At 51.3% G+C, this 19,940-nt stretch carries 19 protein-coding genes; 14 read left to right on the top strand and 5 right to left on the bottom strand.

The genetic code is table 11. The annotated features are described in order from the left end of the window. Positions 1 to 88 precede the first annotated feature (88 nt). Positions 89 to 505: a VOC family protein gene (locus GN241_13500; GenBank protein ID XAT58281.1), complete on the top strand. Its 417-nt coding sequence runs from the start codon at positions 89 to 91 to the stop codon at positions 503 to 505. A gap of 64 nt (positions 506 to 569) precedes the next feature. Here the strand turns inward: GN241_13500 and GN241_13495 are convergent, their stop codons facing one another. Then, positions 570 to 752 (bottom strand): hypothetical protein, encoded by a 183-nt coding sequence (locus GN241_13495; protein ID XAT58280.1) that lies wholly within the window; start codon positions 750 to 752, stop codon positions 570 to 572. 181 nt (positions 753 to 933) lie between these two features. Between GN241_13495 and fghA the strand changes: the two genes are divergently transcribed. Continuing rightward, positions 934 to 1,761 carry an S-formylglutathione hydrolase gene (gene fghA, locus GN241_13490; GenBank protein XAT59289.1) on the top strand — a complete coding sequence of 276 codons (828 nt, stop codon included), beginning with the start codon at positions 934 to 936 and terminating at the stop codon, positions 1,759 to 1,761. Between the two features lie 69 nt (positions 1,762 to 1,830). Here the strand turns inward: fghA and GN241_13485 are convergent, their stop codons facing one another. Continuing rightward, positions 1,831 to 2,727 carry a LysR family transcriptional regulator gene (locus GN241_13485; GenBank protein XAT58279.1) on the bottom strand — a complete coding sequence of 299 codons (897 nt, stop codon included), beginning with the start codon at positions 2,725 to 2,727 and terminating at the stop codon, positions 1,831 to 1,833. 182 nt (positions 2,728 to 2,909) lie between these two features. On the opposite strand from GN241_13485, the gene katG reads away from it, so the two are divergent. Then, positions 2,910 to 5,042 carry a catalase/peroxidase HPI gene (gene katG, locus GN241_13480; GenBank protein XAT58278.1) on the top strand — a complete coding sequence of 711 codons (2,133 nt, stop codon included), beginning with the start codon at positions 2,910 to 2,912 and terminating at the stop codon, positions 5,040 to 5,042. Between the two features lie 813 nt (positions 5,043 to 5,855). On the opposite strand, the gene GN241_13475 is transcribed toward katG, so the two are convergent. Both GN241_13475 and GN241_13470 read right to left on the bottom strand, forming a co-directional pair. Continuing rightward, positions 5,856 to 7,013 carry an acyl-CoA dehydrogenase gene (locus GN241_13475; GenBank protein XAT58277.1) on the bottom strand — a complete coding sequence of 386 codons (1,158 nt, stop codon included), beginning with the start codon at positions 7,011 to 7,013 and terminating at the stop codon, positions 5,856 to 5,858. Beyond that, entirely contained in the window at positions 7,010 to 8,161 is a 1,152-nt protein-coding gene (locus tag GN241_13470) for a CoA transferase (protein XAT58276.1), read from the bottom strand. The genes GN241_13475 and GN241_13470 overlap by 4 nt, the downstream gene beginning before the upstream one ends. Positions 8,162 to 8,290: 129 nt before the next feature. Between GN241_13470 and GN241_13465 the strand changes: the two genes are divergently transcribed. Continuing rightward, positions 8,291 to 8,506 carry a hypothetical protein gene (locus GN241_13465; GenBank protein XAT58275.1) on the top strand — a complete coding sequence of 72 codons (216 nt, stop codon included), beginning with the start codon at positions 8,291 to 8,293 and terminating at the stop codon, positions 8,504 to 8,506. Between the two features lie 156 nt (positions 8,507 to 8,662). On the opposite strand, the gene GN241_13460 is transcribed toward GN241_13465, so the two are convergent. Further along, positions 8,663 to 9,676 carry a nuclear transport factor 2 family protein gene (locus tag GN241_13460; protein XAT59288.1) on the bottom strand — a complete coding sequence of 338 codons (1,014 nt, stop codon included), beginning with the start codon at positions 9,674 to 9,676 and terminating at the stop codon, positions 8,663 to 8,665. Between the two features lie 111 nt (positions 9,677 to 9,787). Here GN241_13460 and ugpC point away from each other — a divergent pair, with 111 nt between their 5' ends. The 10 genes from ugpC to GN241_13410 all read left to right on the top strand — a co-directional run bounded on the left by ugpC (position 9,788) and on the right by GN241_13410 (position 19,870). Continuing rightward, the gene (ugpC, locus tag GN241_13455; protein ID XAT58274.1) at positions 9,788 to 10,837 is read left to right on the top strand and encodes a sn-glycerol-3-phosphate ABC transporter ATP-binding protein UgpC; all 1,050 of its coding nucleotides are present in this window, start codon (positions 9,788 to 9,790) and stop codon (positions 10,835 to 10,837) included. Between the two features lie 79 nt (positions 10,838 to 10,916). Continuing rightward, complete coding sequence (locus tag GN241_13450; GenBank protein ID XAT58273.1) at positions 10,917 to 12,146, top strand: extracellular solute-binding protein; 1,230 nt, start codon at positions 10,917 to 10,919, stop codon at positions 12,144 to 12,146. 54 nt (positions 12,147 to 12,200) lie between these two features. Continuing rightward, positions 12,201 to 13,229, top strand: coding sequence for an ABC transporter permease subunit (locus GN241_13445; protein XAT58272.1), 1,029 nt, complete (start codon positions 12,201 to 12,203; stop codon positions 13,227 to 13,229). Position 13,230: 1 nt separating this feature from the next. Further along, entirely contained in the window at positions 13,231 to 14,112 is an 882-nt protein-coding gene (locus GN241_13440) for an ABC transporter permease subunit (GenBank protein ID XAT58271.1), read from the top strand. Between the two features lie 85 nt (positions 14,113 to 14,197). Continuing rightward, entirely contained in the window at positions 14,198 to 14,737 is a 540-nt protein-coding gene (locus GN241_13435; protein ID XAT58270.1) for a polyketide cyclase, read from the top strand. A gap of 1 nt (position 14,738) precedes the next feature. Beyond that, on the top strand, positions 14,739 to 16,049 hold the full coding sequence (gene hisD, locus GN241_13430) for a histidinol dehydrogenase (GenBank protein ID XAT58269.1): 1,311 nt from the start codon (positions 14,739 to 14,741) through the stop codon (positions 16,047 to 16,049). After that, positions 16,046 to 17,125, top strand: a complete 1,080-nt coding sequence (locus tag GN241_13425; protein ID XAT58268.1) for a polyketide cyclase — start codon at positions 16,046 to 16,048, stop codon at positions 17,123 to 17,125. The genes hisD and GN241_13425 overlap by 4 nt, the downstream gene beginning before the upstream one ends. Beyond that, positions 17,122 to 17,886: an SDR family oxidoreductase gene (locus GN241_13420; GenBank protein ID XAT58267.1), complete on the top strand. Its 765-nt coding sequence runs from the start codon at positions 17,122 to 17,124 to the stop codon at positions 17,884 to 17,886. The genes GN241_13425 and GN241_13420 overlap by 4 nt, the downstream gene beginning before the upstream one ends. Next, entirely contained in the window at positions 17,883 to 18,899 is a 1,017-nt protein-coding gene (locus GN241_13415; protein XAT58266.1) for a substrate-binding domain-containing protein, read from the top strand. The genes GN241_13420 and GN241_13415 overlap by 4 nt, the downstream gene beginning before the upstream one ends. After that, a complete protein-coding gene (locus GN241_13410) occupies positions 18,896 to 19,870 on the top strand; it encodes a nuclear transport factor 2 family protein (GenBank protein XAT58265.1) in 975 nt (324 codons plus the stop codon). The genes GN241_13415 and GN241_13410 overlap by 4 nt, the downstream gene beginning before the upstream one ends. The last annotated feature ends 70 nt before the right edge of the window (positions 19,871 to 19,940 follow it).

Genomic DNA, 19,940 nt, shown 5'->3' with positions numbered 1-19,940 from the left:
TTACGCTGGCTGTATCACAGAGTAAGTAAAGCCCATAGATATATTCAAAGCGACAGCGGATTAAAGATAAAAACGGAGCAAGCGCATTATGAAACTCACATTACATCATATCAATCTGGCCACTGAAAATGTAGCGAGGATGGATAATTTTTATCAAGAAATCATGGGGCTTTCTCCGAATGTGGCAGGATTGCCGGTTCTAGAAAAAAAGCAGGGATATGCAGGCGATGTTGCTTTTGTATCGGATGGCCATTTGCAGATGCATTTGGCGCAAAAAGATGTGTTGGCAGGGTTTAATGCCGGGCAAATGGTCAATCCGGTTGCGCGCGGCCATATTGCGTATCGTACGGATGATTTAGCCGCGTTCAAAGCGCACTTGCGCGCTCAGAACATTCCCTTTTCCGATTGGGCGAATAAAGCAGTGAGCGGCTGGCACCAAATCTTTTTCTACGACCCAGATGGAAATGTGATTGAAGTGCACGAGGTGCAAGATATCGCGGATTAAGAATGTAACGGTCGTTGAATGACACAGCTTCGTGACGCCCGGGCAGGGGGGCTTTGCTCGGCGTTTAACCCATAATGAACTGGAGCAGCGTGTATAAAATACCCCCAACAACGGCCAGAGTGCCAAATATCATCAAAACCGGCTCAAGGCGTTTATCGTTGATCAGCGGTTCCAGGAAGGGCCATATATATTTCTTGATCATGTAAGGGCGTGCAGTTTTTTGTTTTCCAGAGGTTAGATGCCTCATTAACCTGCCTTACGCTTCATTACCAGTTTCTTTGGTAGGTCACCTTCATTCTATCGGGTTTGCAGTGTGCTTTCTTAGCGTTGTTCGACCGGTCAAAAAATTGTGAGGTTAATCATTTTACAATCGAGTAAACTGCTTTAAGAACGGAGCAGCCATAAAAAAGGGATGCATGCGGATGACCGTGGAAACAGTTTCGGAAATTAAATGCCATAACGGCATTCAAGGTGTTTATACGCATCGCTCTGCTGCTCTGTCATGTGATATGACCTTCGGCCTGTTTCTCCCTCAGCTTGCGCAAAGCCAAAAAGTGCCGCTGATTTGGTTTTTATCCGGTCTGACCTGTACGCATGAAAACGCCATGGTTAAAGCGGGGGCGCAAAGCTGGGCCGCGCAGCATGATGTGGCGTTGATTTTCCCCGATACGTCGCCGCGCGGCGTCGGCGTCGCCGATGATGAGGCGTTTGATTTGGGGCAGGGCGCAGGGTTCTATGTAAACGCCACGCAAGCGCCTTGGGCGCCCCATTTTAATATGTGGGATTACATCGCTGAAGAATTGCCTTCCCTCATTGAAGCGTCATTTTCAATCGATATGTCGCGGCAATCTATCAGCGGCCATTCCATGGGCGGGCACGGGGCTTTGACGCTTGCCCTGCGCCAACCTGGGCGCTTTAAATCGGTGTCTGCGTTTGCGCCGATTTGCAACCCGATGAAATCGGATTGGGGGATCAAACAATTTACCGCCTATTTGGGCGAAGATAAGGGCCTTTGGGCGCCCCATGATGCCAGCCACTTGATGGCGGAATATGGCTTTGACGGCCCCATTTTGATTGATAATGGATCAGAGGACCCGTTTTTAGAAAAGTTGCGGCCGGAAGCCTTTGCCGAAGCGGTGGCCGCGCGCGGCCACAGCGCGCAATTGCGCCTACAGCCAGGCTATGATCACAGCTACTTTTTCATATCTACATTCATGCAAGAGCATATTGCTTTCCATGCGGATTATTTGCGCTGAAGATGAAAGGATGCAGCGGCCCGCCAGATTCGCGCTTTGGTGCTGCGCGATCAAACGTCTTTTACCCGCTTAAGCCAAAAACTTATCAGGCGCGGCAACCACATCTGCAATTTTCTTTAAATGCGCTTCCAAAGGCGTGTTTCGTCGCCAGATCATGCCCACCGTTCGTTTCGGAGGGCTGGCCGTAAAGCGCAGCATCTCGACCTTGGCAGAACGGCTTTCAAGCGGGACTGCCATGTTTGGGATAAGCGTAACGCCAAGCCCAGAGCCCACCATTTGAACCAGCGTGGAAAGCGAGCTGGCATCCATAAGGTCGCGCGTTTGTGAGCTTGAGATATTGCAAACCGTCAGGGCTTGATCTCGAAAGCAATGCCCTTCTTCAAGCAAAAGCAGCCGCATTTCATGCAGCGATTCCGGATGTGGAACTGGTTTTCCGTTTTCCGACAACGGGCGCACCAAAACAAATTCTTCTTCAAAAAGGGGCACTTCGCTGAGCCGCGGTTCCGATACGGGCAATGCCAGAATGGCGGCATCTAATCGTCCTTCTAAAATATCTGTGATCAAATTGGATGTAATCGTTTCGCGCAGCTTTAACTCTAACTTTGGAAACGCATCGGTCATTGATTGGATCAATCGGGGAAAAAGATAGGGTGCAATCGTTGGAATAACGCCAAGCCGCAACAAGCCTTGTGGCGCCATATGCGAGGCGTTCGCCAAATCCCCTAATTCCTGCACATGTTGCAAAATCATGCCTGCGTGCTTGGCAAAAGCATCACCGTAAGGGGTAAGTTGCAAAGGTTTTGATGCCGTTTCAATAAGTGGTAGAGGGAGACGGGCTTCCAAGTCTTTGATTTGCATCGAAAGCGCCGGCTGCGAAATTGCGCAAAGGTCAGCTGCCCTGCTGAAATGCCGCGTTTTGGCCAAAGCAGCGAAATATCTAAGTTGTTTCAAGGTTATAGCTTCCATAAGAAAAACTTATCAAAAATATTAGTAAATTCAAGTTTATCTTATGCATTTGGCGTGGTAAATTTTTGATATCAGCCGGTCGCGAGTCGAAATGTTGCGAAACCGTTAAGTGGTTTGGGCCGGCCATATTTTAGATACAGTAATTTGCTTCTTCAAGCAAAACGCAAAATCGGGGGATAATGATGAAAGACAATGCCGGACTTTGCCCAGTGATGCATGGTGGAAACACCACAGGCAATGCGGGAACCACCAATTCAGATTGGTGGCCAAACCAATTGAATTTGAACATCTTGCGCCAGCACGATCAAAAATCGAACCCGATGGGGCCCGAATTTTCATATAGTGAAGCGTTTGATCAGCTTGATTATGACGCTTTGAAAAAAGATTTACACGCTTTGATGACCGACTCGCAGGCATGGTGGCCGGCGGATTATGGTCATTATGGGCCCTTTTTTATCCGGATGACATGGCATGCGGCGGGCACTTATCGCACGGGTGATGGGCGCGGTGGCGGCGGCACGGGCGCGCAGCGCTTTGCACCGCTGAACTCTTGGCCCGACAATGGCAATCTGGACAAGGCACGGCGTTTGCTCTGGCCGATCAAACAGAAATACGGCAATAAAATCTCTTGGGCTGATTTGTTGATTTTGACGGGCAATGTCGCGATCGAATCCATGGGCGGCAAAACCTTTGGGTTTGGCGGCGGGCGCGAAGATATTTGGCATCCCGAAGAAGATATTTACTGGGGTGTTGAAACCGACTGGCTTGCAGATCAACGTTATGAAGACACGCGCCAATCGCTCGAAAACCCATTAGCGGCTGTTCAGATGGGGTTGATTTATGTGAATCCAGAAGGCCCAAATGGCAATCCTGATCCACTGTTAAGCGCGCAGGATATTCGCGAAACCTTTGGGCGGATGGCGATGAATGATGAGGAAACGGTTGCCTTGGTGGCCGGCGGCCACACGTTTGGCAAGGCGCACGGCGCGGGCGATCCTGAGCTTGTAGGGGCAGAACCGGAAGGTGGCGCAATCGAGCAGATGGGATTTGGATGGAAAAATGCCCATGGTTCCGGTGTTGGGCGTGACACGACCACCAGCGGCATTGAAGGCCCTTGGACGGCCAATCCAACGCAATGGGATAATGGGTATTTTGATTTGTTGTTCAAATATGATTGGGCCTTAACCAAATCTCCGGCGGGCGCAAATATTTGGCAGCCTATGGATGTTGCCGAGGCGGATATGGCCCCTGAGGTCGATGATCCCAGCGCCAAAGTAACCCCAATGATGACCACCGCGGATATGGCGATGATTAAAGATCCCGTTTATCGGGCGATTTCCGAGCGCTATCATCAAAACCCTGAAGAATTGGCTGATGCATTTGCGCGGGCTTGGTTCAAATTGCTGCATCGCGATATGGGCCCAAAAATTCGGTATCAAGGGCCCGAAGTGCCTCAGGAAGAGCTGATCTGGCAGGATCCAGTGCCGGCTGGGGCCAGCGATTACGATGTTGCAGCCCTGCGTGCGGCGCTCAAAGCAAGCGGTTTATCCGTGCAAGAGCTGGTTGAAACCGCTTGGGCTTCTGCGTCTACGTTTCGTGGCACAGATATGCGCGGGGGTGCCAATGGGGCACGGATCCGTTTGGCGCCACAAAAAGATTGGGCCGTCAATAAGCCAAGCCAATTGGCGCGCGTTCTGGCGGTTCTTGAACCTATTGCATCGCAATATGGGGCCAGTTTGGCAGATGTGATTGTATTGGGTGGCGCGGTTGGTATTGAAATGGCCAGCGGTGTCGAAGTGGCCTTCGCGCCGGGCCGTGGTGATGCTTCAGAAGAGCAAACCGATGCCGAGTCTTTTGCTGTTCTTGAACCCATGGCGGATGGCTTTCGCAATTATCAGAAAACCAAATTTACGGTCTCACCGGAAGAGATGATGCTGGACCGTGCGCATCTTCTGGGGCTTACGCCAGCTGAAATGACGGTGTTGGTTGGCGGATTGCGCGCTTTGGGTATCAGCGCTGATGGCCATGGCCTGTGGAGCGCGGGCGGCGCGCTGAATGCGGATTGGTTTTGCAGTTTGCTTGATATGAGCGTAGACTGGAGTTCGACCGGACCCAACAGCTATGAGGCAAAAGACCGCATAACTGGTGAGATCGTTAGAACCGCAACCCGCACCGATTTGGTGTTTGGATCCAATTCGCAATTGCGGGCTTTGGCCGAGGTTTATGCGCAAGACGACAATAAAGACAAATTCACGGCGGACTTTATTTCAGCCTGGAATAAAGTGATGAATGCAGATCGGTTTGATCTTCTGTAAAGCTTTATGGATGTCGATTTTTCCGAAGGGGCCGCATTTGTGGCCCCTTTTCGCTAAGCGAATGAATGGCGAATGTTCAACACACGCAACGCAAATTTTACGCGCTTAGGTCTGGCTCGCAATTTGTTTCAAATCGCGGCGATAAGCGATAGAGGTTTCTGGCCGTTCGTTTTATCCCCTGCGGGATCTAATTTTTGATCACTCGTTCTTTGAACAAAACCAAGCCCGTGTCGGATTTTCAAAATCAGGGAATGGGCTGGGCTCTGGCCATCTTGTCTTGCTAAGGCGTGATAACACCATTTGGAATAGAATTTTGTTCGGGATCGCTCGCGCCTTTTTGGGAAAAGTCACATTGGTCGATTTGCGAGGCCATGGCGCCTCATCTCGATCTTTTGAGGTTGTGAGAGGTGCCGTCGATCTGCGGGCGGGCTAACGCAATTTATCAATCCCCTCGCGTGCGATATTCTCGGAATTAGTCCGGCCTAAATTTTGAATTATGAGCGGCCGGTTGTATAGGTTTGTGCCTTTTGCTTGCTGTGTTTTATTTCCTCCGCCTTTGCGGCTGCGCATTGAAAATGGCGTTGCGCTGGACCCGATTTGCGGAAGAGGAGATTTGGCGGCGTTGACCCTCAGTGGCGGCGCGCTTCTTTTATGCAGGTCATTTGGGCTTTGCAAAAAGGCTTGCCGCAACTGACTTTGGCTGGCGCCTGACAATCGCAGGCAGGTTTTGTAATCCGTTGGAGCAAGCGCCCTGAAGCAGAGATTGCATGCGCGCTGGCGCTTTGAAATCTGGCAGCGATAAATGATAGGCCATCAATAAGATCTTGGCATTTTCAACACATGCTCTGCGATATAACTCAGGATCAGATTGGTTGAAATCGGAGCGACTTGGTAGAGGCGCGCCTCTCGAAATTTACGCTCGATATCGTATTCTTCGGCAAACCCAAATCCACCATGGGTTTGCAGACAAGCTTCTGCGGCTGCCCATTGCGCCTCTGCAGCCAATAATTTTGCAAGATTTGCCTCTTCGCCTGGATTTTGACCGGCATCATAGAGCTTGGTCGCCTCATGCAGCATCAATTCGGCAGCGCGCATTTGGCTATAGGCTTTGGCGATTGGAAATTGAATGCCTTGGTTTTGTCCGATGGCGCGGCCAAAAACCTGCCGCTCGCAAGCATAGCCCGAAGCTTTTTCAATGAACCATTTGGCATCTCCGATACATTCGGCTGCGATCAAAATACGCTCGGCATTCATTCCGGAAAGAATATATCGAAAGCCCTTGCCTTCTTCGCCGATCAGATTGTCTTGCGGAACGCTGAGATTATCAAAAAACAATTCTGTTGTGGCGTGGTTCATCATCGTGCGAATGGGGCGAATGCTCAACGCACTTTCGCTTGCCTCGCGCATATCCACCAGAAAAACCGATAAGCCCTCGGTGCGTTTTTCAACCTGATCTAGCGGCGTGGTACGCGCCAAGAGCAATAATAAATCGGAATGCTCGGCGCGGCTGGTCCAGATTTTTTGACCATTCACAATATAGGCCTGCCCCTCTTTGCGCGCTGTGCAGCGCAAAGCCGAGGTGTCTGTACCGCTGGTTGGCTCGGTCACGCCAAAGGCTTGAAGGCGCAAATTGCCCTGTGCGATTTGCGGCAAATATTTGGATTTTTGGGCATCAGAGCCATGCCGCAGCAGCGTGCCCATCGTATACATTTGCGCATGACAGGCCGCGGCATTACAGCCCGCGCGGTGGATTTCTTCCAAAATCGCGGCTCCGGCAGAAAGCGGCAAGGACAGCCCGCCATAGGCCTCTGGTATAAGCGCGGCCAGATAGCCCGCTTCGGTCAAAGCGGTTACGAAGGCTTGCGGATAAGCTTGATTGCGATCGCATTCCTGCCAATAGCGCCCCGGAAAGCGTTTGCATAGCTGGGCAACCGCGGCTCTGATTTCTGGGTGGTTCAGTTCATAGGTCATGGGATGTCCGAAGCAGGTTGAGAGGGGAGCGAGAATTCATGGCGCAAAGCAGCGCCATCGGCGTTAAGATCTGGCACAAGCTGTGCGGTGCCGCCCATTGTGGCAACCGGTAGGGCGGCCATGTCGATTGGAATCCCGCCAATAATGGCGTTTGAATTTTTCAAAAAGGGATGCTCTGAAAGCTCGGCAACCGAATTTAACCGCGCATTGGCAATTTTGGCCGCGTCAAGCTTTTGCACCATTTCTGTGCCGCTGAAATTTTCAAAAACAGCGTTGACAATCGCTTCAAGCGCGATGCGGTTGGCATAGCGGGCGGTGTTTTCAGAAAACCTTGGATCCTTGGGAAGCTGCGGTTGCTGAAGAACCTGCTCACATAACGCGGTGAACTCTCGATTGTTTTGTACCGAAATCAAAATAAGAGCGCCGTTGGCGCAGCGAAACGCGCCATAAGGTGCGATGAAGCTATGTTTAAGCCCCATGCGATCGGGCGCTCCGCCCATATAGCGATGCGCCAAAAGCGGCATATTCATCCAATCGGCCATTACATCAAACATCGAGATTTTCAGATCAACGCCATGGCCAGTTTTGCCGCGTTGTAACAGCGCGCGCAAAATGGCTGAAAAGGCTGTCAAACCCGTGGCAAGATCGCTTAGCGATACGCCAACGCGGGCCGGGGCATCTGGTGTACCGGTCACCGCGCAGATGCCGGCTTCTGCTTGGACCAGAAAATCATAGGCTTTCTTTTGCGCCGCATCGCCCGTATCCCCATAGCCTGTGATGGTGCAGCTGATCAGGCCGGGATTATCCCGCCGTAGCTTTGAGCCTGTAAGACCCAAGCGATCAATTGCACCTGGTGCGAGATTTGACAGAAATACATCTGCATTTTTCAAAATCCGGCAGAGTAAAGCGGTGTCTTCCGGCGTTTTTAAATTCAGAGCGATCGACTCTTTTCCACGATTGAGCCAGGCAAAAATGGCGCTTTGACCATTTGCGCCCGCATCATAGCCCCGCGCAAAATCCCCCTCGGGCCGCTCTATTTTAATCACTCTGGCCCCTGCATCAGCCAGCAAGGTGCCGCAATAAGGTGCTGCCACCGCCTGTTCTAGCGAGACCACCATAAATCCTTCCAATTCTTTGTTTAGACCCATTGTGAAGATCCCTATTCCCTGCGTGTCGTGGTGTCAAAAGCCCCTCGTGGCAGTTTTTACCGCAGGCGCATCCTACAAGAGATAGAGGGATAGTGAGTTGGAAGAAATAAATTTCTTTTTGAAACGCATATGGGTTTCGTTTCCCAAACCAGCGCGGCGGTATGTTCAAATATGCGCGCAGCATCATGCTTTGATCTACTCTGGTCTCGGCGGCACCATCGGCTGTCGCGTCCGAGCCAAGATGGCACATTGTGGTGGCGCGTTGTCTCAGCTGCAGCCGCAGCCGCAGCCGCCGAGCAGCAGGATGTTTTGGACGCCACAGCGGGGGGTGCCTACCTCCTATAAGCTAATGTTTTTTGCAAAAAGCGTTGATCAGCTTGGCCTGATCCGGAGCCCCTGCGCAGCCTGATAAGCGATCTTGTAAAAAAGAGGCTTTAACCAAGCTAAACTTTGGCCTAATCAGGGCCCCTTTGGCCAAAGCGGGGGCCGCCTGCAATTGCCTTAGGTGCGTGGAACGGTTTGCATACGCTCTAGAATATCCACGCCCTGCATTTTCCAAAAATGAAGCAGGTCGATAAAAATCCAATTCTCGGCCAGTTTGTCTCCTTCGCGCCGATACATATCAATAACCCGCATATCTCCCGCTAAAGTGCTGGCCGGCATGCCCATAAAGCCGCCGGTTGGGGTGAGGCTCAGGTTTGGCCAACCAAAGAATCCACCAAATTGACCCTCGGCAATCCGACAGAGATGCCCGTTGAAAATGCGGTCTTTAAACCCTGCGCGAAAGGGGCCGGAATGCTGCTTTGCATAGCGCTCGATCGTATAGGTGGCACCAATGCCAGCCGGCCCCCACCAGATCATATCTTCTGTCCAACTGCGCCGCAGCTCATCGACCAATGGTTCCTCGCGCCCACCTTTCCACGTTTTTATATCGCCAACCATATATTCGATCGCGGCAAGCGTTTTACGCCCTTCTTCTGGATCCTGCGGATCAAACATCAACCCCTCATGTGTCACTGGGCCGGGTTGCACCAAATGCGCTGCGGTTTGCGGTGGAAACGGGCTTAAACCGGCTTGCATCATCAAATGCGGAATATCAAAAAACATCGCGGTTTCTGTGATTTTGCCCTGTTCAACTTTATGAAACTCGCAATAGCGCAGCATTGCAATCTTACCAGTTGGCGCAAGACCCAACCAAGGGGTATCAAACAATCCCATCAAATGACCCATTGAGATCACCCAAACGCCTTCATGATTGGGCAATTTATTTTCACCCGCCATAAAAATATCCATTCGGCGTTGCAGTGAGGTCAAGGCTGTGCGCAGGGGTTGCCAAAACGTTGTTGCAACTTGCTCTGCACCTTGCAGCTCGTTGAAAGGATGGAAACCACGCCAAAAATAATCGGCGCCGCAATATTGTTCCAAGATCGCTGGGAGGTCCTGTTCAGAGGCGGCATCTAGATCTGCATAAAATTTTTTAACTACTTGTTTTTGTTCAGAAAAATTCATATCCACCTCTGTCGTTCTATACTTTTGCATGCGTATGCGAAAATCACTTGCCAAATTCATTGCTCTGAGTCTAGTGTTTGTTTTGGTGGAGACGAGAATTTTCGTTGGGGAGAATTAATGGCTGAAATCCAGTTGCGTAACCTGTCAAAGCGATGGGGCAGCTTTGTTGCTGTGGATGATTTCAACCTTACCATTGCGGATAAAGAGTTTTTGGTTCTGCTTGGTCCTTCAGGCTGCGGGAAGACGACCACGATGCGGATGATCGCGGGGCTCGAAGACGCAACTTCGGGTGACATTATAGTGGATGGCAAGCGGATCAACGATCTTGAGCCCAAAGACCGAGATGTGGCCATGGTGTTTCAAAGCTATGCGCTTTACCCGAATATGAATGTTTATGAAAACATCCGGTTCCCTCTGAAAGTTCGCGGCACCGACCCCAAATTGCATGATGCAAAAGTGCGCCGTGCCAGCGCCATGGTTGAGTTGGATGATTTTTTGCACCGAAAACCGGCAGAGTTGTCCGGCGGTCAGCGCCAGCGTGTGGCTTTGGGGCGCGCGATCGTTCGCGAACCAAATCTGTTTTTAATGGATGAGCCCCTTTCAAATTTGGATGCTAAATTGCGCGTCTCGACCCGCGCACAAATCAAAAACCTAAGCCATGAATTGAAGGTTACCACAATCTATGTGACTCATGATCAGATCGAAGCGATGACCTTGGCGGACCGTGTCGTTGTGATGAAGGAAGGGGTGGTGCAGCAAGTTGGTTCGCCCACAGAAATTTACGATCGCCCAGCCAATGCCTTTGTTGCAAGTTTCATCGGAAATCCTGCAATGAATTTGATTGAAGGTCAGGTGTCGAACGGAGTGTTCAGCGCTGAGCATACACAGATCGAGGTTGGCGAGGTTCCAGATGGGCCTGTCACTTTAGGGTTTCGTGCCGAAGATGCACAGGTCGTTGATGTAGGTGGCAATATAAAAGCGCCGATTTATACGCAGGAATTATTGGGCGATGCGACCATGGTTTCGGTGCGCTTATCCGGGGCTTTGGTCGCGGTGAAGGCTGATAAAAATTACCGTGCTGCAATAGAAGATGAGGTTTCCTTTCGGATTCCAACAGAATTGTGTCACTTGTTTGATGCTCAAACAGGGGCGCGAATTGGGGGCTAAGTCCCTTATAACTGCCGTTTTAGACGGTGCAATCGGATGGCCGGGTTCCAGCACATCCGCAACTAGGGAGACAGACAAGATGTTTTTGAAAAAAGTAGCGCTCGTCAGCGCCTTGGCGGTGATGGCAGGATCGTCTTCATTCGCGTGTGAGATATCGGCGCGGGTAAGTATCGTGGGCAATGAATTTCCTGCGATTCAAACCGTCGGGGCCGGCGCGCAGGAATGCAGCGGTGCTGAGGTTACCACCAATTTGACTAAAGACCATCAAAGCCTCAACGTACCGGGTATGCAAGGTAACCCTGCAGAATACACATCTGCAATTGTGGCAAACTCGTCAATTGTGGCTTTAATGAATGAGGATGTAATCCGGCCCCTCGATGACCTTGTTGCAAAGCACGGCCAAGATCTGCAATCGAGTCAATTGATCAAAGTCGGTGGCAAGGTGATGGCGGTTGCCTTTATGGCCAATGCGCAACACTTGATGTATCGCAGTGATGTTTTGGATCAGATCGGCGTGGAACCTCCAAAAACTTATGAAGATATGCTGGCCGCAGCCAAAATGATCCGTGATCAAGGGATAATGGAAAATCCGATTGGTGGGGCATATGCAGCCGGATGGAATTTGGCGCAAGAATTCAACAATATGTTTTTGGGTTTTGGCGGATCACATTTCAAAGCAGGGTCTGCAGAGCCAAATATCAACTCTGAGGCTGGCGTAAATGCATTGGGGATGATGAAATCTTTGTCAGAATACATGAATCCCGATTTTTTGACGCATGATTCAAATGCAACAAATGCTGAATATCGCGCGGGTAATATTGCACTGTTAAACATGTGGGGCTCTCGCGCTGCATCGCAAACAACAGCCGAAGGTGTAACCGAAGCCGTGAAAAATGGTCATGCAATCGCGGGTCCGATGACCGTTGGTGGCGGTTCAACCCCAGCCTCAACATTATGGTGGGATGGCTGGACCGTTGCCAAAAACGTCAGCGATGCCGAAGCCGAGGCTACGTTTGTTGCCTTAACGAATGCAATCCGTCCAGCCAAAATGGAGGATGAGGCAGTTAGAACGCAAGCCGTGTGGCTAATCGATGGCTACACCCCAACGGATGCTGCTGTTGGCGTATTCGAAGCGGCGAAAATGGCAACAACCCCCTACCCGATGTTGCCGTATATGGGGCTAATGCATTCGGCGCTGGGCAATGAGTTGTCAGATTTCATGCAAGGTAAAGAATCTGCAGAGCAAGCGCTTGCTGATGTCGAGGCTGCTTATATTGCCGCTGCAAAAGAAAAAGGCTTCTTGCAGTAAACCTTAAGGCCAGGGGATCGTTGGTTCCCTGGCTTCAATTGGAAGCCCAAGTTTATGCGTCACAGTACATTTTTCTGGTTTTTTCTGCCCACGGCAGCGGCAATGCTTTTATTTATTGCATTTCCGATTCTATCGGTGGTGATGCAGTCGATTTATGCCCCGCATTCAGCTGTCTTGATTGAAGTTGAAACATGCACGCCGCTGGTGGGGTGCACAATGGAAACCACTGTCGACCAAGAGGCAACCGCCGCGTTGCGCGCCTCCGAACCACTGGGCCGTTTCGTAGGCTTGGATATTTTTTTCGACCGTGGTCATTTAGCCGTTTCGGAGGTTGCTGGCATGTGGCGCGATACGGCCACATGGTCAGGGTTTGTTGAGGGTTTAAGCAATTTGCCGTTTTACAGGGCTATGGCCTTCACTTTGACATTCACCTTCGTGGTTACGCCGGCCGTCATTATTTTTGGGCTCTTGATTGCCCTTGCCGTAAACTCTTTACACGCTTGGTTGAAGGGCGTGGTGATCTTCTTTTCGCTTCTGCCTTTTGTGGTTACACCTTTGATCGGGGCGTTGGTGCTTTTTTGGATGATTGACAGCCGTGGTATTTTGGGCACTGCGTTGCAATGGCTTGTATCAGATCCTGACCTTTCTCTTAAAGCTTCGACAGGATTGATGTGGATCTCCTTAATTGTCTACGGCATTTGGCATGCAGCACCATTTGCTTTTGTTATTTTCTACGCAGGTTTACAAACCTTGCCTATGGATCAGATTGAGGCGGCAGAAATCGATGGTGCAACGCGCTTACAGCGCATTCGATATGTCGTGATTCCGCATTTGATGCCGTTGGTCACCTTCGTGGCCTTGATCCAATTGATGGATAATTTTCGCGTTTTTGAACCGATTGTGGGGTTTAATGCTGCCGCGCATGCGACCAGTATCAGCTGGTTTATCTTCAATGATCTAGGCGGAGAAACGCGGCAATTATCATCGGCATCTGCCTCTTCAGTGCTGACCATTATCGGCGTGTCAATTTTATTATTGCCGGTTTTGGTGCGCACATGGAATGATTTTAAAGGGAAAACTTAAGATGAGCAGCCGCGCCCGCAAGCAACCACTTGGTTTGCAAATCTTGATTTACGGATTTGCGGGTCTTTGGCTGATCATGGCCGCTTTTCCTTTTTTATGGACGGCGTGGGGTAGCTTTAAAGTTGAACTGGATTTTTTCTCTATTGCTGATTGGACTTATGCCTTAACGGGCGAGCGTACCAAAGCCGAATATGGCAGCCCTTTCACGGATGCAGGATATAAAGGCGCATGGATTCAAGAATCTTTCTACCGAAATGTCATCAACACATTCATTATTTGTTTTTTTGTGGTCTGTACGTCGCTGACAATTGGAACCTTGGGTGGATACGCGCTGTCGCGTTCTAATTATCGATATACATTTATTTTATTGATCACGGCTCTGATTTTTCGCGCAATGCCACCCATCACATTGGTAGCAGGATATATGCTTCCGTTTTTTCAGTGGAATGTCTGGGGTTTGATGCCAACCACGATCATTGTTCTGGTGGCCATAAATCAGCCTTTCACGCTTTGGATGCTGCATTCGTTTTTTCAAAATATTCCTAAAGAATTAGATGAAAGCGCCAAAGTTGATGGCTGCACGCAATTCCAAGCCTTTCGGCACGTGATTATTCCGGTGATGTGGCCGGGGGTGATTACCACAGGATTGTTCAGCTTTTTACTGGCATATAATGATTTTGCGGTTACCGCGATGTTATTATCGGAAGAAAACCGTACGATGGTACCGCAGGTAGCAGCGTTTTTGGGAACAACCTACACAGAGGGCAATATCATGTTCGCCGTGGCTTCTGTGGTCTCAGCTACAGCACCGTTGTTTATTTTAGTGATGTTCTTTCAGCGCCAGATTGTATCGGGCCTGACACAAGGGGCGGTTAAGGGATGAGCTGCGCGCGTAAGGTTTGGATGTGCCAACAGATAAAGATGAAAGTTGCGGATGCTCAAAAACGCTTAAACAGGAGCTTGGGCGCATGAAGGGATCGCGCCCAGAACAAGCCACGCTTAGCCGCGACACGGACATGTCTAAAACAGACGAAACGCGGGCTGTTATCGAGGCTATGGTAGATGGGTTGAATGATCACCGAATCGCCGATATCGGCGAGTTTTTCAGTGAAAGCTTCCGCTGGATGGGCAATGCAGGCTGTGGCACGAAGTCTGGCCTGACAGAATTTCAGAACAATTGGCAAAAGCCGTTTCAAGCCGCCTTTTCAGATAAGGTGTGCGTTGATGAAGCGCGGCTGTTTATGGGCGAATGGGCGGCGGCTTTTGGGCGCCAGGAAGCCACCCATAGCGGATATTTCATGGGTATTGAAGCGACGGGGAAGCGTATTGAGATCCGGTATATGGACTTTTGGAAAGTGGAGGATGGTAAGATCTCTGACAATTGGGTGATGGTGGATTTTCCCCATGTTCTGGCCCAGCTTGGCCATGATGTGTTTTGCGGCGAAGGGTGGGAAGCTTATGATCGGGGCGCGCGTCAAGCGCCAAGCCCTGATGGGAAGGATGGATGAGATGACGATTGAATATTTAAAGCGGGGCAAGCCCGAGGCAGATCGAGCCGAAGATGATGCTAAAGTGGCCACTGCGGTTGCCGCAACGCTGAAAGATATCGAGATGCGCGGAGATGAGGCCGTGCATGAATTGGCGGTAAAATTTGATAATTATGATCGCCCAACCTATCGCCTCACCGAGGATGAGGTGCAAACGATCATCGCTAAAGTGTCAAAGCGCGATATGGAGGATATTAAATTCGCCCAAGAGCAGGTGCGCAATTTTGCGCAGGCGCAGCGCGACAGTATGTTGGATATTGAAGTGGAAACGCTCCCCGGCGTGATCTTGGGGCATAAAAACATCCCAGTGCAATCTGTTGGATGCTACGTGCCGGGCGGTAAATTTCCCATGGTGGCCTCGGCGCATATGTCGGTTGCCACCGCCAGCGTTGCGGGAGTGCCGCGTATTATCGCAGCCACGCCGCCTTTTAACGGCGAACCAAACCCTGCAGTGATCGCCGCGATGCATTTGGGCGGTGCGCATGAAATCTACGTATTAGGGGGCATTCAGGCCGTTGGGGCGATGGCGCTTGGGACGCAGAGCATTGATCCGGTGCATTTGCTTGTGGGGCCGGGCAATGCCTTTGTAGCCGAGGCAAAGCGCCAGCTTTTTGGGCGCGTTGGGATTGATTTATTTGCAGGCCCCACTGAAACGATGGTGATCGCGGATGACACAGTAGATGCGGAACTCTGCGCCACTGATTTGCTGGGCCAAGCAGAGCATGGATATAATTCGCCCGCGGTTTTGGTGACCAATTCGCGGAAATTGGCCGAGCAAACATTGGCTGAGATTGATCGCATCCTGCGCATCTTGCCCACCGCCGGCACGGCGAAAGTGAGCTGGGAAGATTATGGCGAAGTGATCTTATGCGAGACCTATGAAGAAATGCTGCAGGTGGCTGATGATATCGCTTCAGAACATGTGCAGGTGATGACGGATCGCGATGATTGGTTTTTAGAGCATATGACCTGTTATGGCGCTTTATTTTTGGGTGCCCGCACCAATGTGGCAAATGGGGATAAGGTGATTGGCACCAACCATACATTGCCTACCAAAAAAGCGGGCCGGTATACGGGCGGCCTCTGGGTTGGAAAATTCCTGAAAACACATAGCTACCAAAGAGTTTTAACCGATGCAGCTGCGGCTGAAATTGGTGCCTATGGCAGCCGTTTATGCATGTTGGAAGGTTTTGTGGGGCATGCCGAGCAGTGCAATCTGAGGGTGCGCCGCTATGGGGGGCAAAATGTGCCTTATGGAGCAGCCGCAGAATGAGCATCGCCGCGCCAGCTGAAACATTAAAAGCGGTTTTGTTGCCTTGGCGCAGAGCGATGGCAGATTTTGAAGATGCGGCGCATATTCGCCATGCATTAAGCAATTTATGCGCCCCCGATATTACGCTTCATATGTGTCACCCTTTTGGCGATCTTTACGGCGCTGAAAAAATTTATGACACGATCTATCAGCCCTTGATAACAGCGCTGCCCGATCTTGAGCGGCGCGATTTAATCTTGTTGGCTGGCACCTCGCCTGAAGGCCAGGATTGGATTGGCACGATGGGCAATTATATGGGCACATTCTTGGCGCCGTTTGCGGATATTCCGCCAACTGGGCATTTGGCGCATATGCGCTATCACGAGTTTTTCCGGATTGAAGATGGCCGGGTTGCTGAAATGCAGGTGATTTGGGATCTGCCTGAATTGATGATGCAGGCCAAAGCCTGGCCAATGGCGCCGCAATTGGGCGCATTCTTATGCACGCCCGGGCCGCTTAGCGGTGACGGACTGAGCGCGTCTGGCGACGGGCGGGCCAGTCTTGAGCATATCAAAGATATGGAAACGGCTTTATGTCGATATCCTGATAATCCGGATCCAAAGGTGATGCAGTTGGATCGCTTTTGGCATCCTCGGTTTAATTGGTACGGGCCGGCGGGGATTGGTACGGGTCGGGGTATATCCGGGTTTCGCCATTGGCACCAGATCCCTTTTTTGCGCGGAATGCCGGATCGTAAAGTTGATCCAGCTGGGGATCGCTTGGCTGCAGAAGAGATGTATGATTTACATTCCCATTACATCGCAGAGGGCGCCTATGTCTGCGAAACAGGCTGGCCCAATATGCGGATGAAATTAACCGGTGATGGCTGGATGGGGATCGCTCCAGCAGGCCGTGAAATTACCCTGCGCAGTATCGATTTTTGGCGCTTGGAAAACGGAAAAATCCGTGAAAATTGGGTTCAGATTGATGTGCCATATACTTATGCGCAATTGGGGGTTGATGTGTTTGCACGCTTGCGTGAATTCAACAAAGCCCGTTCTATGTCGGCGATTTCAATAGATCAGGGGCTGTCATGATTTTACCCACAACGCCATCTTTCAATTTAACTGGTAAACGCGCATTGATCGCCGGGGCCTCCTCGGGCATTGGACTGGCCTGCGCTGTGGCTTTGGCCGAGCATGGGGCCGTTGTGACTTTGGCCGCACGCCGCACCGAGCGATTGCAAGCCCTTGCGGCGCGTTTACAGGCCGCAGGACGCCATGCTGAGATATTGCAACTGGATGTTGCGGATATTGAAGCCACATCAGTGGCTGTGGCTGCGGCGGGCCCGTTCGATATTTTAGTCAACTCGGCCGGCTTGGCGCGCCATGGCAAGGCCAGTGATACAACAGCGGTCGATTACGACGCCGTAGCAAAGGTGAATATTCGCGGCGCTTATTTTTTGACCCAAGCGGTGGCAAAGGGGCTGCTTGGCGCGCAAAAACCCGGCAGCTTGATCAATATCTCAAGTCAGATGGCGCATGTGGGGGGCCTTGATCGCGCCGTTTACTGTGCGTCTAAGCATGCGGTTGAAGGGTTTACCAAAGCGATGGCGATTGAGTGGGGGCAGGCGGGGATCCGCGTTAACTCGATCTGCCCGACCTTTGTTTTAACCGATCTGACGCAGGCCACGTTTGAGGATGCAGAGAAACGCGCTTGGGTGGAAAGCAAAATCAAATTGGGCCGCGTGGGAACGGTAGAAGATATTATGGGGCCGGTTGTATTTCTGGCCTCTGATGCCTCTGCGCTGATGACAGGCGCCTCTCTTTTGGTGGATGGAGGCTGGACGGCTGAATGAGCGGACGGATCACATCAAGCGAGGTGGCAAAGCGGGCGGGGGTAAGCCAATCTGCGGTGAGCCGTGTGTTCACGCCGGGTGCCTCGGCTTCGGCCAAAACCGTCGAAAAAGTGCGTCGTATTGCGGATGAAATGGGCTATCGTCCAAATTTCATTGCGCGCGCGATGGTGTCGGGGAAAAGCCGGATCATCGGGCTTGTTGTGGCCTATCTTGAGAACCAATTTTATCCCGAAGCCTTGGAAAAGCTTTCAAACGCACTGCAGGAAAAAGGCTATCATGTTTTGATCTTTATGGCCGGTAAAGACAATGCCAGCATCGAACATGTGATCGAAGAAATTTTGGATTATCAAGTAGATGGCATCGTGACCGCATCGGTGGCGCTGTCATCGACTTTGGCAAATCGTTGTCGAGCTGCCGGGGTTCCTATGGTATTATTTAATCGAAGCCAAGACGATACAGGCATGTCTGCGGTGACCTCGGACAATCACGCAGGCGGGCAAAAAATTGCGCAGCACCTGCTGGCCACAGGGCATCAGAGGATTGGCTATATCGCCGGCTGGGAAGGCGCCTCGACGCAGCGGGATCGGGAGGCAGGGTTTCGCGCTGGCCTGAATGCTGCTGGTGTCGCTCTGCACGCAAGAGAGGTTGGCAATTTCACCATGAATGGCGCCACAGAGGCGGTGCGGAGGATGTTTGCTCACAGCCCACCGGATGCGGTGTTTGTGGCGAATGACCATATGGCGCTGGCGGTTATGGACACATTGCGGTTTGAGCTTGGCTTAACCATTCCTGATGATGTTTCCGTAATCGGCTATGATGATGTGCCGGCCGCTGCCTGGCCCGCCTATAATCTTAGCACAGTGCGCCAACCGGCGAACCGCATGGTGGGCGAAACCGTGGCAATTTTGATGGCGCAAATAGAAAATAAAGCCGAAGCGCCCCGCCGCGTGGAAATCGATGGCCCCTTGGTTTTGCGACGCTCGGTGCGCAGAGTGGGAAGGAGTGAAACATGAAGGGATTTTCCGAACAATGGGGCGATCTTCCAGATTATATTTTGGGGATTACCAAAGAAATTTGGGAAGGTCGTGGCTTGGCCACGCTCAATCATTACTATGCTGAGAATATTCCGATGCGGTTCCCCGAAGGTGTCTCGATTGGTAATCAGCGCACGATCAACGGAACTTTATCCACCTTGGCAGAATTTCCCGATCGCGAATTAACCGGCGAGGATGTAATCTGGTCGGGCAATGAGCAAGACGGGTTTTTATCTTCGCATCGCTTGTTGACCATGGGCACGCATACCGGGGGCGGTTATTTTGGCCCCCCTACCGGTAAGCGCTTTGTCATTCGCGCCATCGCAGATTGTGCGGCGATCAACAATCAAATCAATGATGAATGGCTGATCCGGGATACAGCAGGTTTGGTGTTGCAATTGGGTCTTGATCCGAAAGAATTTGCGCGTGATCTAATCGTACGAGAAGGGGGGGCAGAGCGCTGCGTTACACCGTTCTCTCCGGCGGTCGATGTTCAAGGGCCTTATAAAAGCCGAGGCAATGAAAACGAATGGGGCGCGCGGCTATCGGATATTTTGCGCCGGATGATGGAAAAAGATTTTTCGGTGATCCGCGCCGAATATGACCGGGCGGTTCAAACGGAACATCCAGGCTCAACCACGGTGCATTCCTGGGCCGATACTGAAAAGCTTTGGATGGGTCTGCGGGCCTCTTTTCCGAGTGCTGAATTTTCGGTTGACCATCAGATAGGCCGTGAGGATCCGATGCTGTCTCCGCGTGCGGCGGTGCGCTGGAGCTTGAATGGCAAGCATGATGGTTGGGGGATGTTTGGCCAGCCAACGGGCGCTCAGATCCATGTAATGGGCTTTACCCATGCCGAATTTGGGCCTTACGGGCTGCGCCGCGAATTCACATTGTTTGATCCGGTTTCCATCTGGAAGCAAATTTTCATCGCCACCGGGGCGACATAAGAATGGAAAGCCCAGATGGCAAGCGCCGCTTTGAAATAAAGTCAAAAGCTTTTCACACCCTGCAGCACAC

The sequence above is a fragment of the Rhodobacteraceae bacterium IMCC1335 genome (assembly GCA_039640495.1).
Taxonomy (GTDB): Bacteria; Pseudomonadota; Alphaproteobacteria; order Rhodobacterales; family Rhodobacteraceae; genus Thalassovivens.
The sequence above is the reverse complement of the archived record's forward strand: the minus strand, read 5'-3'. Positions and strand labels throughout refer to the sequence as shown.

Excerpts from the sequence above, each read along its gene's own strand:
- GN241_13465 (XAT58275.1), top strand. The coding sequence starts at position 8,291 with ATGGGTTTCGTTTCCCAAACCAGCGCGGCGGTATGTTCAAATATGCGC.
- GN241_13470 (XAT58276.1), bottom strand. The coding sequence starts at position 8,161 with ATGGGTCTAAACAAAGAATTGGAAGGATTTATGGTGGTCTCGCTAGAA.
- GN241_13415 (XAT58266.1), top strand. The coding sequence starts at position 17,883 with ATGAGCGGACGGATCACATCAAGCGAGGTGGCAAAGCGGGCGGGGGTA.
- GN241_13500 (XAT58281.1), top strand. The coding sequence starts at position 89 with ATGAAACTCACATTACATCATATCAATCTGGCCACTGAAAATGTAGCG.
- ugpC (XAT58274.1), top strand. The coding sequence starts at position 9,788 with ATGGCTGAAATCCAGTTGCGTAACCTGTCAAAGCGATGGGGCAGCTTT.
- GN241_13495 (XAT58280.1), bottom strand. The coding sequence starts at position 752 with ATGAGGCATCTAACCTCTGGAAAACAAAAAACTGCACGCCCTTACATG.
- GN241_13445 (XAT58272.1), top strand. The coding sequence starts at position 12,201 with ATGCGTCACAGTACATTTTTCTGGTTTTTTCTGCCCACGGCAGCGGCA.
- GN241_13475 (XAT58277.1), bottom strand. The coding sequence starts at position 7,013 with ATGACCTATGAACTGAACCACCCAGAAATCAGAGCCGCGGTTGCCCAG.
- GN241_13485 (XAT58279.1), bottom strand. The coding sequence starts at position 2,727 with ATGGAAGCTATAACCTTGAAACAACTTAGATATTTCGCTGCTTTGGCC.
- GN241_13425 (XAT58268.1), top strand. The coding sequence starts at position 16,046 with ATGAGCATCGCCGCGCCAGCTGAAACATTAAAAGCGGTTTTGTTGCCT.
- katG (XAT58278.1), top strand. The coding sequence starts at position 2,910 with ATGAAAGACAATGCCGGACTTTGCCCAGTGATGCATGGTGGAAACACC.
- hisD (XAT58269.1), top strand. The coding sequence starts at position 14,739 with ATGACGATTGAATATTTAAAGCGGGGCAAGCCCGAGGCAGATCGAGCC.
- GN241_13435 (XAT58270.1), top strand. The coding sequence starts at position 14,198 with ATGAAGGGATCGCGCCCAGAACAAGCCACGCTTAGCCGCGACACGGAC.
- GN241_13410 (XAT58265.1), top strand. The coding sequence starts at position 18,896 with ATGAAGGGATTTTCCGAACAATGGGGCGATCTTCCAGATTATATTTTG.
- GN241_13440 (XAT58271.1), top strand. The coding sequence starts at position 13,231 with ATGAGCAGCCGCGCCCGCAAGCAACCACTTGGTTTGCAAATCTTGATT.
- GN241_13450 (XAT58273.1), top strand. The coding sequence starts at position 10,917 with ATGTTTTTGAAAAAAGTAGCGCTCGTCAGCGCCTTGGCGGTGATGGCA.
- GN241_13420 (XAT58267.1), top strand. The coding sequence starts at position 17,122 with ATGATTTTACCCACAACGCCATCTTTCAATTTAACTGGTAAACGCGCA.